Genomic DNA, 13,414 nt, shown 5'->3' with positions numbered 1-13,414 from the left:
TTAGTCACCGGCCGTCTCCCGCAGTGTCTCGGCGGCATCCGCAATCGCCTCGACGATGGATTGATAGCCGGTGCAGCGGCACAGATTGCCCGAGATCGCATCGCGGATTTCGTCACGCCGCGGGGTGGCATTGCCGGCCAGCAATTCGCGCGCGGTCATGATCATTCCGGGCGTGCAATAGCCGCATTGAAAGGCGTTGCGGGCGACGAAAGCATCCTGAAGCGCGGCGACATTGCGGTCATTGCCCAGATGCTCGATGGTTTCGATCTCCGCCCCTGCGACCTGCACCGCAAGGGTCAGGCACGAGCGCACCACGACCCCGTCCATCACCACATTGCAAGCGCCGCAAACCCCGTGCTCGCAGCCGATATGGGTGCCGGTTTCGCCAAACCCGTGACGCAAGAGATCGCCCAGATGGCCCCGTGTCGCGGCAGGAACCGCAACCTCGCGCCCGTTGAGGGTGAAACGGATTTTCTCGTCAGACATCGGCAAACTCCATGGCAACGCTTAGGCCGCGTTCGGCCAGCGCGCGGTATTGGCGGCGGCGCATCTCAACGGTGGCAAGCGGGCTTTCCATCGGATCAACCTCCTCCGCGACCGCCTGCGCCAATTCGGCGATGAGACCCGCGTCCGGCACCCTGCCCAGCGCTTTTGCGGCGGTGTTTTCCAGCAACAGCGGCGCAGGCTCCGAGCCGAAGGCGACAAGATCAAAGGCGGCGATCATGCCGCCCTCGACATGGATCTGACCGGCAAGGCCGAGCGTGGCGAAATCGCCCCGCCGCGTGGCGACTTCGGCAAAGATTGGCCGCGCCCCCTCGGGCGCGACGGGAAAGCGCGCGGCGATCAGCAACTCATGCGGCGCGCGGCTGGTCTCATAAAGACCGCGGTAAAACCGGCGCGCCGGCACCTCGCGGGTGCCCTCTTTGCTGGCCAGAACCAATGTCGCGCCCAGCGCCACGGCACAGGCCGGCATCTCTGCCGCGGGATCACCGTAGGCGAGGCTGCCGCAGGTGGTGCCGCGGTTGCGGATCGCCGGATGCGCGACATGCGGCAGCGCCATGCCAATCAGCGGCAGCGCCTTGGCCGCCGCCGCGCTTTCCATCAGTTGCGCATGGCGCACCAATGCGCCGATACGCAGCTCGCCGCCGTCATTCTCGATCTGGTCGAGACCGGGGAGGTGATTGATATCGACCACCAGCTCCGGCATCTGCAGGCGCAAATTCAGCGCCGCAACAAGGCTTTGCCCGCCGGCAAGAACAATGGCATCCTCGGTCTCGGCAAGTGCGTTCAGCGCCTGATCGAGCGACGTAGCCCTAAGATAGGCGAAATCGTGGCTTTTCATCAGCTTACCTCATTAGCGGATCAGATCGGGCAGCCAGCTCACCGTGCCCGGCTGGAAGAGGATCAGCCCGAGCACGGCAAATTCCAGCAGCAGGAACGGCGTCACCGCCCAATAGATCGTCTTCATCGCCAGCGGCCTGTCGGCCACGCTCTGCATCAGGAACAGCAGCAGACCGAAGGGCGGCGTGGTCAGGCTGATCTCCAGCGCGATGAGCATCAGCACACCGAACCAGATCGGATCAACGCCAACGGTGATCACAATCGGCATAAAGATCGGCAGGGTCAGCATCATCATCGACACCTGATCCATAAAGCAGCCCAGAAAGATCAGGATCGCCAGCATCAGGATCACCAGCATCGTGCTGGACACATCGGCGCTGGTCACGATTGACGACATTTCCTGCGTCGCGCCGGAAAAGGCGAGGATCTGCGAAAACGTGCCCGAGGTGCAGATAATCAGCAGGATCATCGCGCTGAACTTGAGGGTCTCGCTGACCGAGAGGATCATCGCCTTGATCGACAACACGCGGTAGGCCGCCGCCGCCACCAAGGTCGCCAATACGCCCAGCGCCGCGCTTTCGGTGGGAGTCGCGATGCCCATGAACATCGACCCGACGACGACAACAAACACACCCAAGAGCGGCACCACATGGGTGAAGATCGGCAGGATACGCTCGCTGAGGGTGAGGACCGGTCCGTCATAGCGGGGCGCGATCTCGGGGTCGATCAGGCAGCGCAGGACGATATAGCCCAGAAACAGCACCGCCATCAGCACGCCGGGCACAATCGCGGCAATCAACAGGTCATTGATCGATATTCGCGCCAGCGAGCCCAACAGAACGCCCAGCCCCGAGGGCGGGATCAGCATGGCGATACCGCCGACCGCAAGGATCGGGCCGATCGAGATGCTCGATGAATAACCGCGGTCTTTCATCTGCGGAAACAGCGTCCGCCCTAGCACCGCCGCATTGGCCAGCGTCGAGCCCGACAGCGACGAGAACACCGTGCCGCCCAGAACCGCGACAATCGACAGGCGACCGGGCACTTTGCTGATCAGCCGGTCAATCGCGTCGATGGATTTCTGCGCCATGCCGGTCTGCAACATGATCTCGCCCATCAGCACAAAAAGCGGAATCGGCACCAGCGAATATTGCCCTGCGGTCGAGCGCATACTGCGCACCATCTGGGTCAGCCCCATATCACCGCCGAGAAAAATCAGCGCGCCGACGATATTCACCGCGAGAAAGGAAAACACCACCGGCACGCCCAGCATGAGCAGGACCAGAACACTGCCGAACATCAGCGATATTGCGAAAATCCACTCAGGCATTGTCTTGGGCTCCTGTCAGGGTGGCACGGCCGACCGGCAGGCCGAGGGCCAGCCAGATCCGGCGGATGAATTCGATCACCAGCAAGGCCAGCGCCAGCGGCACCTGCCATTGCAGCAACCATTCGCGCACCACCACATCGTCAAAAAGGAAGCGCCCGCGCTGGTAGGACTGCAGCAGAACGCCAAAGGCATAGCGCAGGGCGACGGCCGAGGCCGCAAGCCCGATGATATCGGTCAAAATCAATACCCTTGCCCGCGTGCGTTCGCTCAGCGCATCCAGCACAATCGTCACCCGCAGATGGCCATCGTGATACAACAGCCAGGGTGCAGCGAGCATCGCCAGACTAAAGATCGCGTATTCCGAGAATTGCACGCTGCCGCGAATCGATCCGAAATCGAACAGGCGGAGTATCGCTTCGGCGCCGATCACGACGACGAGAAAGACCAGCAATAGACCGGCCACAATCGCAAGACTCAGCAAAATACCTCTGTAAATTCGTCCCATGGGCGCCTTGGCGAACCTCCGTGTTGGGTCATTTGGGACCGGGTTCTCTTGCGGAACCTTCGGTCAGTTTTGGCCTAGGTGGGCGGCGAGCGCCCCCAGGTCTGGAGTAGCTCTTCTATTCCTTCGATGTCTAAATTCGAAGACAGTGCCAGTAAAACGAGGATGCGCGCTTTCTGAACGCTTAATCCGCCGCCACCCAGAATGCCCTCTGCCCGGTTATAGGGCTGAACCGGCACGCTGCCGCGCAGGGCACGGCTGGATTGAACAACAACCACACCGGCGGCGACGGCCTCGCACATGGCGGCGCGGTCACCGGGGGCGGCGCGGCCCGGCGGCATGCCGGCGACGATGATCGCCTGCGCTCCGGCGGCGGTCAGGGCGCGGATCGCGGTGCCATCCGAACCGGCATAAGACAGGGCAATATCCACCCGCGGCACCGTGCCCTCGGGCAGATCCAGCACTCTGGGCGCGGGGATCGGGGCGCGGGCGATGAACAGGCTGCCGTCGGCATCAATGCGTCCCAACGGGCCGAACTCGGGCGCCTCAAAGGCATCAAGCGCGAAATTCGACGTTTTGCTCACATCCGCGGCGGCGAATAGCTGGCCATTCATACAGGCGTAGACACCCGCAGGCGCCTGTGTCGCGGCCGAGACCGCCGCGCGCAGGTTGACCATCGCGTCGCTTGCCGCGGTATTGGGCGGGCGTTGCGCGCCGGACAGAATGACCGGTTTGGTCACCGCGCAGGTCGCTTCGATGAAAAACGCGGTCTCTTCCAGCGTCGCGGTGCCATGGGTGATGACGATCCCCGCGATCCCGGGTCTTGCGTCCAGTGCCTTCACCAGAGCGGCCAGTTCGATCCAGTCCTCAACCGTGATGCCGGTCGAGGGCAGCATCCGAAACGGCACCAGTTCCAGCGCGATATCATCAAGCCCGCGGTCCATCCCCGCAACGATTTTCTCGACCGGATTGATCCGCCCGCTATCGCCGTAATCGACCCAATCGAAAGGATGCGCCCCCTCCATGGCGATGGTGCCGCCCGCGCCGACAATGGCCACGCGGCGGGCCGCGGCGCTCATAGCTGCACCTGCACATGCCCGTCGGCGACGCGCACCGCATAGCTTTTCACCGGTTTCTCGGCGGGCTCGCCGCAGGCCTCGCCGTTGCGGTAGTCAAACAGACCGCCGTGGAGCGGGCATTCCAAAACGCAGTCTTCGGTGTCGCAATAGCCCTCGGAGAGATACGCCTTACCATGGGTGCAGAGGTCATCGACGCAGAAATAAGAGCCCGCATCATTGACCAGACAGAGGCGCGCGCCCTCGATTTCGAACGCGCGGGCCTCGCCATCGGGCAGATCCCCTGCAGCGCAGAGCGTCGACCAGCTTGTGCTCATCAGTTCATCCTTCATCTTCACAAAGCCACCGCGCCGCGCTGTTCAGAGTTCTGATCGACGGGCAGTTTCAGCGCCCCGGTCAGCTCTGCCACGCGGGCGATGTTCTTGCGTGTGCAATAGTCCGTGACCCAGGCGATGCTTTGCTCCATCGCGGCGGTGTGGACGAAATTCATCGTGCCGATCTGCACTGCCGAGGCACCGGCCAGCATATATTCGACCACATCCTCGCCGGTCGCGATGCCGCCGCAACCGATGACCGGAATTTTCACCGCCTCGGCGCATTGGTTGACCATGCGCAGGATCACCGGCTTCACCGCCGGGCCAGTGAGGCCACCGACCACATTGCCAAGCCGCGGGGTCATGGTTTCGGCGTTGATCCCCATGCCGAGGATCGCATTCGCGGTGACCACGGCATCGGCGCCCGCATCTTCGACCGCACGGGCAATCTCGGCGATATCGCCCACATTCGGGGTGAGTTTGGCCCAGATCGGCAGATCGGTATTGGCCTTCATCGCGCGGATCACCTCGGCGGCGGCAACCGGATCCATCCCGAAGGCACGGCCATGGGCGCGCAGGTTCGGGCAAGAGATATTGGCCTCGATCGCGGCGATACGTGGATCGGTGATATATCCGGCCAGCGTGCCGAAATCCTCGGCGGTATCGGCCGAGATACTCGCGATCACCGGCGGGCCGAAACGGGCGAAAAACGGCACGGTATGGTTGAGCAGGTAATCGGGCCCCTTGCTGGGGATGCCAATCGAGAACAGCGTCGCATCGGTATATTCGACCACACGCGGCGGTTTCACGCCCTGCCGGATGTCCGGCGTGATGGTCTTGAGCACAATCGCCCCGAGTTTACCCAGATCGACCAGATCGGCCATACCCTCGGCAATAGAGCCCGAGGCGGGCATGATCGGGTTGGCCATATGCACACCGCCGATGGTGACAAAGAGATCTACCATGCTGTCACCTCCTCGACGCCAAACACCGGACCGTCATAGCAAACCCGTTTCATCTCTTCGTGTCCCTGAGCGTCGCGCACCGGCACCACACAGGCAAAGCACATGCCCAACCCGCAGCCCATGAAAGCCTCGACAGCGACCTGACCGGGGATGCGCCATTCGGAACACAGATCGCGGGTCAGGCCCAGCAGACGGTTCGAGCCGCATGTCGCCATGAAGTCGATCGGCGTCTCGGCGTGGATATCGCGCAGCCGGTTGATCACCTCTTGCGGCGCTGAATTGCCCGCAACATCATTGACCTCGATCACCCTTGCGCCCGCCGCTTCGAGTTCATCGCGCGACATCAGGAACTCGGGCGCGCGGGCCGAGAGGATCGCGGTGACCATCGCGCCCTGTGCGCGCGCCATCCGCGCCAGCGGGGCAAGCGTGGCCAGCCCGACACCGCGCGCCACCATCGCCACATGTTTGGTGCCTTCCGGCAGGCTGAACCCGACACCCAGCGGGCCGGTCGCGTTCAACTCATCACCGGGTGCCAGCGAGGCGAGCGCACGGGTGCCCTTGCCGGTCACCTTATACAAAAACCCGAGCTGGCCGTTCTCGCGGTCAATCCGGTAGATGCTCATCGGACGCCGCAAAAACGGCTGTTCGGTCGCGGTTGCCGGACACAGCAGGTGGAAAAACTGGCCGGCATAGGCGGAAAGTCCGGTCTCGGGCGCATCCACCACCAAGAGCCGGTATTCGGAATTCATCGGCGCGTTGGACACCACATGGCATCGGTTTTCTGCGCGCGGAAAGCAGCCGCTGGGCGCCTCCGGCTTGGCCATCGCAGTCATAGTCATGCTGCTTGTCCTTTCTTCGGTATGAGGCAGGTGACCGCATTGCGATTGTCGGAGAGTTCGATCTCTTGCAGCACGTCAAACCGCATCGAGGTGATGCGCCAGCCTTCGTCGGTGCGCCGGCAGGTTTGCGCCACGACACCGGCCAGCAGCACCACTCGCGCGTCGGCTTGGGGGCAGCCGAGTTCGAGCAGGCGCCAGCGCAGGTCGGCGGTATCGCCGTCAAGGGTGATTTCGGGGCAGACATACTGGTGAAGCGCATAGCTCCATGGGCTGGTCTCGAAAAACGCCGCAATCGCCGCGCGGCCTCTCAGCTCACCGCCGAATTGCCCGGCACTCCATGCGGCATCTTCGGCGAAACAAGCGGCCTGTTCGGCAGCGGCCTGCGCCACGCTCTTTGGGTCGCGCACTTGCAGATCCGCGGTGTATTTGGCATCCGCCGCCCGCGCATAGCGCTGCATGAGGTCGCGAAGGGCTTCGCGATCCTCAAGCGCTGCGATCCGGTCGGATAGATCCGCCGCAGCACTCATTTCAGCGCCACCCGGTAAAGCAGCGCGGGCGCCTCGAACTCCCACGCGCGCTCACTGGCAGCGGGGATCAAAACCCCCTGCCCTTTGGATAGCGCGTAGACCTCGCCGTCACATGTCAGCCGCCCAGCCCCTTCGATGACTGCAACCAGTTCTTCGCCGGATTTATGCGCGTCAATCGGATCACTGACCCAGCGCATATCGACGCTAAGCTCATTGCCGGTCACAGAAAAGGGCGTTTCGGCCATATCGGTCTGATAGATTTCGCAGTCGCTCATGGCTTGTCCCCCGTCGGGTAATACACCTTGGCCTCGCCCGATTTTCCGTATTCGGCGCGCGGCGGCGTCACCACATTGAGACGCAGACACATGCCCCCGTCATCAAAGCGGTTGATGCCCGAGTGATAGCGGTCGGCGGGCATGATCATTACCACGCCCTCCTCCAGCTCGACCGCGCCTTCGGGTGCGTCAACATCCGCCCCGAGGTTGACCGTGCACCCGCCGCGCAGCTGCAAGGTCGCCTCTTCGCCATGGGCATGGGATTTGGCGGGGATATCGCTGCCCTTTGCGGAGCGGAAATTGACCACGCCCACGCTCAGCGCCTCGCCAACCACCGCCTGCATATAGAGGCCGTCCTCGACCACCTCGCGCAGATCGCGGTCGAAACTGAAAACCTGACATTTTGCCATGCCGGACCTCACAGCGCCGGACGGAGCGGGTGGCGCTCCTCGGCGACAAACAGCTTGGAGTTGTAGCCGTGAACCACCTCGACCTCGGGATCATAGCTCTCGATCGCGGGGGCGACCTCGGCCAGCGACATCAGCATGTAGAAAAGGTTCAGCGTCGGCGGGTCCAGTTCACCCTCGGCCTGAACCGCGTCAATATGCGCGCAGATCGCCTCGATATGCGGCTCCAGCGCCATGGCGAAGGCCGAGATATCCTCGAAACTGCTGGCCACGCGGCGGGCGTTGCGTTCGGTCTCGGTGGCAAGGCACCATGCGCCCCAAACCGAAAGCTCTGCGAATTTAACGGGAAGCTCTGTCATATTCCGGGTCCTTATTCCGCCGCCAGCGCGGCCGCATCGGCGGCGAGGCCAGCCTCGACGATTCTGTCGACAACCACCGCCTGATGGCGCACCATCAATTCGAAGTCGTTGATCACCATTTCGGTTTTGGCGCCGGTTTCGGCGGCCTCCTGCGTCATCTCCAGCGTGGCCAGATCCTCCAGCAACACATCGCGCAGGGTGACTTTCATATATTCCTGATAGAAACGGCCCCCCGCGGTCTTCATCTCGGGGTAATAGACCCGCGCCTCGAACAGCGTTTTATTGTGCGAGATCGGGCGGAAATTATACGCCTGAAAATAATTGGGGCGGCACGAGAGATAAAAATCGGGGAATACGACGTTGATATCAAAGGCCCAATGCGGGTGTTTGGTCCAGTTCAACGCCTCCGGCAGGGTCACCTGCGACAGGTCGATTTTCGTGCCCCCGGCTCCGGCGGCCAGCGCTTTGGCGGCGATCCGGTTCCCGATATCGGCGCTGCCCGAGACAGAGGATTGCGTCAGACCGCTGGTTGCCGCCTGCGGGTTGCCATAGACCGTGTTCGGATTTCCGGCGATCGACAGGCGCCGATGCACATCGCCACAGAGCCCATCAATCGGATGCAGCATCCCCTCTTCGTTCTGGGCAAGGGAATCCGCAATCGAGCGGCCATGGAGATAGGCGACGTGATAGGTTTCCTGAAACGCATCGAGGGCGAATTTCCAGTTGGCATCAACCACCGTCGACCAGCCGTAACATGCGGTGAATTTCTCGAAGGGATAGCCGTCAAGCCCGCCATACATCGGCTCCATGAACGCGGCCAATGTCTGCGCCGGTTCGGGATCCATATTGATGAAGATAAAGCCCTGCCAGACATCGCAAGAGACTTTGGACAAGCCAAGGCAGGCCTTATCAAACCCCTCCATAAAGGATTTCTCATCCGGCACACCCGAGAGCGAGCCGTCGAGGTCATAGGCCCAGCCGTGGAAGCGGCAGGCGAATTTGCGTGTCGTCCCGTAAGGTTGATAGGCAATCTTGTTCAGACGGTGCGAACAGACATTGTGAAAGGCGTTGATCTCGCCCGAGCGGTCACGGGCAATGACAATCGACGCATCGAGCGCGGCAATGTCGCGGACCATGTAAGAGCCCTTTTTCGGCAGCTCTTCGACGCGGCCGATATGCAGCCATGTCTTCTTGAAGAGATGCTTTTTCTCGGCCTCCCAATAGGCCGGGTCGATATAGGGACTGACGGGCAAACTGCCCGTCCCCAACTCGGGGTAACGATCGTGAAGCCTAGCTTTGTCTGTCATGTTGACCTCCTTACTTAACGTATACCGTATACACTAAATCCGAACATGCAACACAAAATTTCAAGGTGTTGACCTGCGCGCGCCTGTGCCTAATACCAATAGGACGATGCTCGGTGCGCCGTCGGTGCTGGCACAATGATGCCGCGCGGCAGACCCGTTTGAGAGGAAATAGCATTATGACAAAGCCGATTGTCCGGGCCGTTGATCTGCGCCAGCAGGTCTATGAAAATCTTCGGGGGCGCATCACCAGCGGCGAATTCGACGAGAATACGCGCTTTTACGAACGCACTTTTGCCGATGAACTCGGCGTCTCGCGGACCCCTGTGCGCGAAGCGCTGGCGATGCTCGAGCAGGACGGGTTACTGTCGCAGGCGGCGCGCGGCTACCGGCTGCCGCGAATGTCGCGCCAGCAGGTGATTGATGTCACCGAGATCCGCCTGTTGCTGGAACCGCATGCGATCGGCTCGATGGTGCGCCAGACGAAACCGGCGAAACGGGCCAAGATCGCGGCGCTGATCCGCAAGGAGGTCGAAGCCAGCCGCGACAGCGATGCCTATATCGCCGCGCATGGCCGTATGCGCGAGGTGATCCTGAGCGAGGTCGAAAACCGCTCGCTGGTCGATGCGATCCAGCAGTATGAGGATTCCATCCATTTCGTGCGGATCAGCACCCTTGGCCGCCCCGCGTGGCGGCGCATGTCAGCCGACGGGATGCTGGATCTGGCCGATGCGCTCGAGGCCGGAGATGACCAGCGTGCCGCCGAGCTTCAACTGACCTTGCTGACCAAAGCGCGGGACTCATTTCTGGAGTTCAGCGAGACCGACGCCTGATCACGCGCGCCGAACACGCATAAGCTGCAGCGCAGAAACCCCGACTAATCCTTAAGGCGCCAGATCGGAATATTCCCTTTTATGTCAATGGATTTGCGCGGGTGTAGAGGTATGTTGACAGATTTAATGTATACCGTATACGCTAAATACAGCGTAACGAATCAAAGGCCGCACCCTATGGACCACGCAGAGCGCCCGATCTTGATTGTCGGTGCCGGACAGGCCGGAGCCCGCAGCCTTCGCGCGCTGCTCGACGAGGGCATCACCACCCCAGTGATCCTTGCCGGAGACGAGCCCCACGCGCCCTATGACCGCCCGCCGCTGAGCAAGGATTTGCTGAAGGCCTTCGACCCGGAGAACGCCGATCCGCTATGTTCGGACGCGGTGCTGACGGCGCCGAATGTCGAGGTGCGGCTAGGCGATCCCGTCACCGCGATTGATTACGACAGCAGCATCGCGACCACCGCCTCGGGCCAGCGCATTGGCTTTGGCGCCATGATCATCGCCACCGGCGGCAGGTCGCGCGCCCTGCCCCTGCCGGGGGGTGAACTCTGCACCGGATTGCGCAATATGGATGATTGCGCGCGGCTGTCGCAGGGGCTCGATAAGGCAAAACGCATCGTGGTCATCGGTGGCGGTGTGATCGGTCTGGAAGTGGCCGATGCGGCGCGGGCGCGTGATATCGAGGTCACCGTGCTTGAGGCCGGACCGCGGATCATGGCGCGGATTTTACCGCCCACCGCCTCGCAATGGCTGGCCCAACGCCACCGGGCGCATGGCACCGATATCCGTTGCGGCGTGACGGTGGAGCGGATCGAGACCACCGGCGGGCATTTCACCGTGACCACGGATCAAGGGCTTTTCGAGGCCGATATCGTCCTTGCCGCCATCGGCATGACGCCGAACACCGAACTCGCGCCCGCCGGCGCGCTTGGCCCCGGTGGCGGTATCCTTACGGATACCAGCGGACGGATTGCCGGATATGACAATCTCTATGCTGCCGGTGACGTGGCCGAAAGCTACAACCCGCATTTCGGCGCGCATGTCCGGCTGGAAACCTGGCGCAATGCCGACCGCCAGCCGCAGGCGATCGCGCGCACCATCGCTGGCAGGCCCGCCGAACATGCCGAGATCCCGTGGATGTGGACCGACCAGCTCGGGCACAACCTGCAGGTCGTCGGCTTCTGGAACGACAGCAGCGAAGAAGTCGCGCGCGGCGTGCCCGGCGAGAAAGGTTCAAGCCTCTATTGGACCTCGGACGGGGTGCTGGCGGGGGGCGTGCTGTTCGACAACGGACGCGACCGCCGGTTCCTCGAAGCCCTGGTGCAAAACAAGGCCAATGTGCCGCACGAAACCCTTTCGGACCCCGAGGTCCGGCTCAAGAAACTTGCCTGAAGAGAACGCAATGAACTGAACAGAGGCCAGACTACGGCCCAGAAATCACCAGCAGGAGAAGAACGATGAACATGAAGCTAGTTTCCGGCGCCCTCGCCGCAGCCATCGCGGTCACAACCACGGCGCAGGCCGAGGAACTCACCCTGCGGGCGGGCGTCTTTGTGCCGCCGCACACCACCTACGGGGTGCCGTTCCAGATGTATGCCGACCATCTCAACGAGATCGGCGAAGGCGTGCTTCAGATCCGCATCGTCGGCGGTCCCGAGGCGGTGCCGGCCACCGAACTCGCCACCGCTGTCTCCAATGGTGTGCTCGACCTCGCGGCCTTGCCCCCCTCGTATTACAAGGGGCAGATGGTCGAATCCGACGCGCATTCGCTGACCTCGCTATCGGTGCCCGAGCAGCGCGCCTCGGGTGCCTATGCCGCGCTTGACGAGATCGCGCGCGACAGTATGGGCGTGACCTATGTCACCACCTATGGCGATGGCGTGCCGTTCCATATTTTCCTTACCGAGGGGATTGCCGGTCTCGATGATCTGGATGGTATGCGCCTGCGCGGCCAGACCACCTATAACCTGATCTTCGAAGAACTGGGGGTGATCAATACGCCGATCCCCGCGCCCGAAATCTTCACCGCACTCGAGCGCGGCACGGTCGATGGGTACGGCTGGGCGCTCTGGGGCATCGGCGATATGGGCTGGCTGGACATGACTTCGGTGCGTGTCGATCCGGGGTTCTACAATGTCATCATCAATGTGCTGATGAACGAAGTAACCTACGATGCCCTGACCGAAGAACAGCAAGCCATTGTCGATGAAACCACCGCATGGTTCGAGGCGATGATGGTCGAATGGAGCGCCGAACGCACCGCCACCGAACTTGCCGCGCAAGAGGCCGCCGGTGTGACCGTGTTTGACGCCGGCGCCGATCTGCTTGAGGTGGCGACCGCGGCCTATTGGGACGATCTGGAGAGCCTGAGCCCCGAAATCGCCCGTCTGCGCCCGCTTCTGGCCCCGCAGAACTGAGGCTGTTCACCACGCGAAATCAGGCCACCCCGAGGGTTCTCGGGGTGGCTTTTGCCTTTGCGGCTCAGGCCAACACGCGCTGTAGCCCTGCCTGCACCTTAAGGAGTGGCGCCTGAAATCGCGCCACAAGCTCCCCCGCCTCGGCCTGTGTCGCCGCCAGCCCGATGTTCAGCGCCGCGACCACCTCGCCGCGCATATTCATCACCGGCACGGCGATAGAGCGCAGGCCGATCTCGACCTCCTGATCAATCACCGCATAGCCGTCACGCCCGACCTCGGCGATCCGGCCCATGATCTCGTCCGGGTCGGTGAGACTATGGGCGGTGCGCGGCGACAGATCCGAGCGATCCACCAGCCCCCGCGCCTCCTCCACCGGCAGCGCCGCCAAGAGCACGCGCCCCATCGAAGTGCAATGCGCCGGAAGCCGCGAGCCGGGCATCAGACCGATCGACATGACCCGGCGCTGTGCGGCGCGGGCGAGATAGACGATTTCGGTCTCATCGAGGATCGACACCGAGGCCGACTCGCCGATTTGATCCGACAATTGGTCAAGCCATGGCTGCACCAGTTGCGGCAGCGGCAAGGACGCGAGGGCGCCCATCCCCAGCCGCAGAATGCGCGGCGTGGCGGTGAAAAACTTGCCGTCGAATTCGGCATATCCCAGCTGATATAGCGTCAACAGACAGCGCCGCGCCGTCGCCCGGTCCAGACCGGTGCGATTGGCGACTTCGGTGATCGTCAAGCGCGGGGTCTCGGCGCCGAAACATTCGATCACCTGCAGCCCCTTGCCCAGAGAGGCGATATAGTCGGTCGGTTTGTTCATCATGCGCACAGGTAATCACACGATTTGAACAAAGGTCAATATGCGAACAAAACTCCTAGCCCCACGCATCACCGCTCCCTAGGTTGGCGCCAAAGGAGA

At 62.5% G+C, this 13,414-nt stretch carries 17 protein-coding genes; 3 read left to right on the top strand and 14 right to left on the bottom strand.

Translation table 11 applies throughout. From position 1 onward, the window contains the following. The 13 genes from DDE20_RS17250 to DDE20_RS17190 all read right to left on the bottom strand — a co-directional run bounded on the left by DDE20_RS17250 (position 1) and on the right by DDE20_RS17190 (position 9,242). On the bottom strand, positions 1 to 486 hold the full coding sequence (locus tag DDE20_RS17250; RefSeq protein WP_116559780.1) for a (2Fe-2S)-binding protein: 486 nt from the start codon (positions 484 to 486) through the stop codon (positions 1 to 3). Continuing rightward, complete coding sequence (locus tag DDE20_RS17245; protein ID WP_116559779.1) at positions 479 to 1,342, bottom strand: FAD binding domain-containing protein; 864 nt, start codon at positions 1,340 to 1,342, stop codon at positions 479 to 481. Before DDE20_RS17245 ends, DDE20_RS17250 begins: the two co-directional genes overlap by 8 nt. A 12-nt stretch (positions 1,343 to 1,354) precedes the next feature. Further along, complete coding sequence (locus DDE20_RS17240) at positions 1,355 to 2,671, bottom strand: TRAP transporter large permease (RefSeq protein ID WP_116559778.1); 1,317 nt, start codon at positions 2,669 to 2,671, stop codon at positions 1,355 to 1,357. Beyond that, positions 2,664 to 3,152 (bottom strand): TRAP transporter small permease, encoded by a 489-nt coding sequence (locus DDE20_RS17235; protein ID WP_165814557.1) that lies wholly within the window; start codon positions 3,150 to 3,152, stop codon positions 2,664 to 2,666. Before DDE20_RS17235 ends, DDE20_RS17240 begins: the two co-directional genes overlap by 8 nt. A 98-nt stretch (positions 3,153 to 3,250) precedes the next feature. Then, entirely contained in the window at positions 3,251 to 4,252 is a 1,002-nt protein-coding gene (locus tag DDE20_RS17230) for an asparaginase (RefSeq protein WP_116559776.1), read from the bottom strand. Next, on the bottom strand, positions 4,249 to 4,566 hold the full coding sequence (locus tag DDE20_RS17225) for a non-heme iron oxygenase ferredoxin subunit (RefSeq protein ID WP_165814556.1): 318 nt from the start codon (positions 4,564 to 4,566) through the stop codon (positions 4,249 to 4,251). The genes DDE20_RS17230 and DDE20_RS17225 overlap by 4 nt, the downstream gene beginning before the upstream one ends. A 17-nt stretch (positions 4,567 to 4,583) precedes the next feature. Further along, positions 4,584 to 5,528 carry a dihydroorotate dehydrogenase gene (locus tag DDE20_RS17220; protein ID WP_116559774.1) on the bottom strand — a complete coding sequence of 315 codons (945 nt, stop codon included), beginning with the start codon at positions 5,526 to 5,528 and terminating at the stop codon, positions 4,584 to 4,586. Then, positions 5,522 to 6,367, bottom strand: a complete 846-nt coding sequence (locus DDE20_RS17215; RefSeq protein ID WP_116559773.1) for a dihydroorotate dehydrogenase electron transfer subunit — start codon at positions 6,365 to 6,367, stop codon at positions 5,522 to 5,524. The genes DDE20_RS17220 and DDE20_RS17215 overlap by 7 nt, the downstream gene beginning before the upstream one ends. Then, the gene (locus tag DDE20_RS17210) at positions 6,364 to 6,894 is read right to left on the bottom strand and encodes a nuclear transport factor 2 family protein (protein ID WP_116559772.1); all 531 of its coding nucleotides are present in this window, start codon (positions 6,892 to 6,894) and stop codon (positions 6,364 to 6,366) included. Before DDE20_RS17210 ends, DDE20_RS17215 begins: the two co-directional genes overlap by 4 nt. Continuing rightward, entirely contained in the window at positions 6,891 to 7,169 is a 279-nt protein-coding gene (locus tag DDE20_RS17205; RefSeq protein ID WP_116559771.1) for a cupin domain-containing protein, read from the bottom strand. The genes DDE20_RS17210 and DDE20_RS17205 overlap by 4 nt, the downstream gene beginning before the upstream one ends. Next, entirely contained in the window at positions 7,166 to 7,579 is a 414-nt protein-coding gene (locus tag DDE20_RS17200) for a cupin domain-containing protein (protein WP_116559770.1), read from the bottom strand. The genes DDE20_RS17205 and DDE20_RS17200 overlap by 4 nt, the downstream gene beginning before the upstream one ends. Positions 7,580 to 7,587: 8 nt before the next feature. After that, positions 7,588 to 7,935 carry a hypothetical protein gene (locus DDE20_RS17195; protein ID WP_116559769.1) on the bottom strand — a complete coding sequence of 116 codons (348 nt, stop codon included), beginning with the start codon at positions 7,933 to 7,935 and terminating at the stop codon, positions 7,588 to 7,590. A gap of 11 nt (positions 7,936 to 7,946) precedes the next feature. Continuing rightward, on the bottom strand, positions 7,947 to 9,242 hold the full coding sequence (locus DDE20_RS17190) for an aromatic ring-hydroxylating oxygenase subunit alpha (RefSeq protein ID WP_116559768.1): 1,296 nt from the start codon (positions 9,240 to 9,242) through the stop codon (positions 7,947 to 7,949). A gap of 176 nt (positions 9,243 to 9,418) precedes the next feature. On the opposite strand from DDE20_RS17190, the gene DDE20_RS17185 reads away from it, so the two are divergent. From DDE20_RS17185 to dctP, 3 genes are all read left to right on the top strand, one after another. Next, entirely contained in the window at positions 9,419 to 10,072 is a 654-nt protein-coding gene (locus DDE20_RS17185; RefSeq protein WP_116559767.1) for a GntR family transcriptional regulator, read from the top strand. A 177-nt stretch (positions 10,073 to 10,249) separates the two neighbouring features. After that, positions 10,250 to 11,467 carry an NAD(P)/FAD-dependent oxidoreductase gene (locus tag DDE20_RS17180; protein ID WP_165814555.1) on the top strand — a complete coding sequence of 406 codons (1,218 nt, stop codon included), beginning with the start codon at positions 10,250 to 10,252 and terminating at the stop codon, positions 11,465 to 11,467. A 65-nt stretch (positions 11,468 to 11,532) separates the two neighbouring features. After that, positions 11,533 to 12,492 carry a TRAP transporter substrate-binding protein DctP gene (gene dctP, locus DDE20_RS17175; RefSeq protein WP_116559765.1) on the top strand — a complete coding sequence of 320 codons (960 nt, stop codon included), beginning with the start codon at positions 11,533 to 11,535 and terminating at the stop codon, positions 12,490 to 12,492. Positions 12,493 to 12,556: 64 nt separating this feature from the next. On the opposite strand, the gene DDE20_RS17170 is transcribed toward dctP, so the two are convergent. After that, on the bottom strand, positions 12,557 to 13,318 hold the full coding sequence (locus DDE20_RS17170) for an IclR family transcriptional regulator domain-containing protein (protein WP_116559764.1): 762 nt from the start codon (positions 13,316 to 13,318) through the stop codon (positions 12,557 to 12,559). Positions 13,319 to 13,414: the final 96 nt, after the last annotated feature.

Source organism: Pararhodobacter oceanensis (assembly GCF_003076755.1).
GTDB lineage: Bacteria > Pseudomonadota > Alphaproteobacteria > Rhodobacterales > Rhodobacteraceae > Pararhodobacter > Pararhodobacter oceanensis.
This window is presented reverse-complemented; position numbering and strand designations above follow the sequence as displayed.

What these genes read in the sequence shown, in the direction of transcription:
- DDE20_RS17250 (WP_116559780.1), bottom strand. Translation starts at nt 486, where the DNA reads ATGTCTGACGAGAAAATCCGTTTCACCCTCAACGGGCGCGAGGTTGCG.
- DDE20_RS17245 (WP_116559779.1), bottom strand. Translation starts at nt 1,342, where the DNA reads ATGAAAAGCCACGATTTCGCCTATCTTAGGGCTACGTCGCTCGATCAG.
- DDE20_RS17220 (WP_116559774.1), bottom strand. Translation starts at nt 5,528, where the DNA reads ATGGTAGATCTCTTTGTCACCATCGGCGGTGTGCATATGGCCAACCCG.
- dctP (WP_116559765.1), top strand. Translation starts at nt 11,533, where the DNA reads ATGAACATGAAGCTAGTTTCCGGCGCCCTCGCCGCAGCCATCGCGGTC.
- DDE20_RS17195 (WP_116559769.1), bottom strand. Translation starts at nt 7,935, where the DNA reads ATGACAGAGCTTCCCGTTAAATTCGCAGAGCTTTCGGTTTGGGGCGCA.
- DDE20_RS17230 (WP_116559776.1), bottom strand. Translation starts at nt 4,252, where the DNA reads ATGAGCGCCGCGGCCCGCCGCGTGGCCATTGTCGGCGCGGGCGGCACC.
- DDE20_RS17205 (WP_116559771.1), bottom strand. Translation starts at nt 7,169, where the DNA reads ATGAGCGACTGCGAAATCTATCAGACCGATATGGCCGAAACGCCCTTT.
- DDE20_RS17190 (WP_116559768.1), bottom strand. Translation starts at nt 9,242, where the DNA reads ATGACAGACAAAGCTAGGCTTCACGATCGTTACCCCGAGTTGGGGACG.
- DDE20_RS17225 (WP_165814556.1), bottom strand. Translation starts at nt 4,566, where the DNA reads ATGAGCACAAGCTGGTCGACGCTCTGCGCTGCAGGGGATCTGCCCGAT.
- DDE20_RS17215 (WP_116559773.1), bottom strand. Translation starts at nt 6,367, where the DNA reads ATGACTATGACTGCGATGGCCAAGCCGGAGGCGCCCAGCGGCTGCTTT.
- DDE20_RS17185 (WP_116559767.1), top strand. Translation starts at nt 9,419, where the DNA reads ATGACAAAGCCGATTGTCCGGGCCGTTGATCTGCGCCAGCAGGTCTAT.
- DDE20_RS17240 (WP_116559778.1), bottom strand. Translation starts at nt 2,671, where the DNA reads ATGCCTGAGTGGATTTTCGCAATATCGCTGATGTTCGGCAGTGTTCTG.
- DDE20_RS17170 (WP_116559764.1), bottom strand. Translation starts at nt 13,318, where the DNA reads ATGATGAACAAACCGACCGACTATATCGCCTCTCTGGGCAAGGGGCTG.
- DDE20_RS17200 (WP_116559770.1), bottom strand. Translation starts at nt 7,579, where the DNA reads ATGGCAAAATGTCAGGTTTTCAGTTTCGACCGCGATCTGCGCGAGGTG.
- DDE20_RS17210 (WP_116559772.1), bottom strand. Translation starts at nt 6,894, where the DNA reads ATGAGTGCTGCGGCGGATCTATCCGACCGGATCGCAGCGCTTGAGGAT.
- DDE20_RS17180 (WP_165814555.1), top strand. Translation starts at nt 10,250, where the DNA reads ATGGACCACGCAGAGCGCCCGATCTTGATTGTCGGTGCCGGACAGGCC.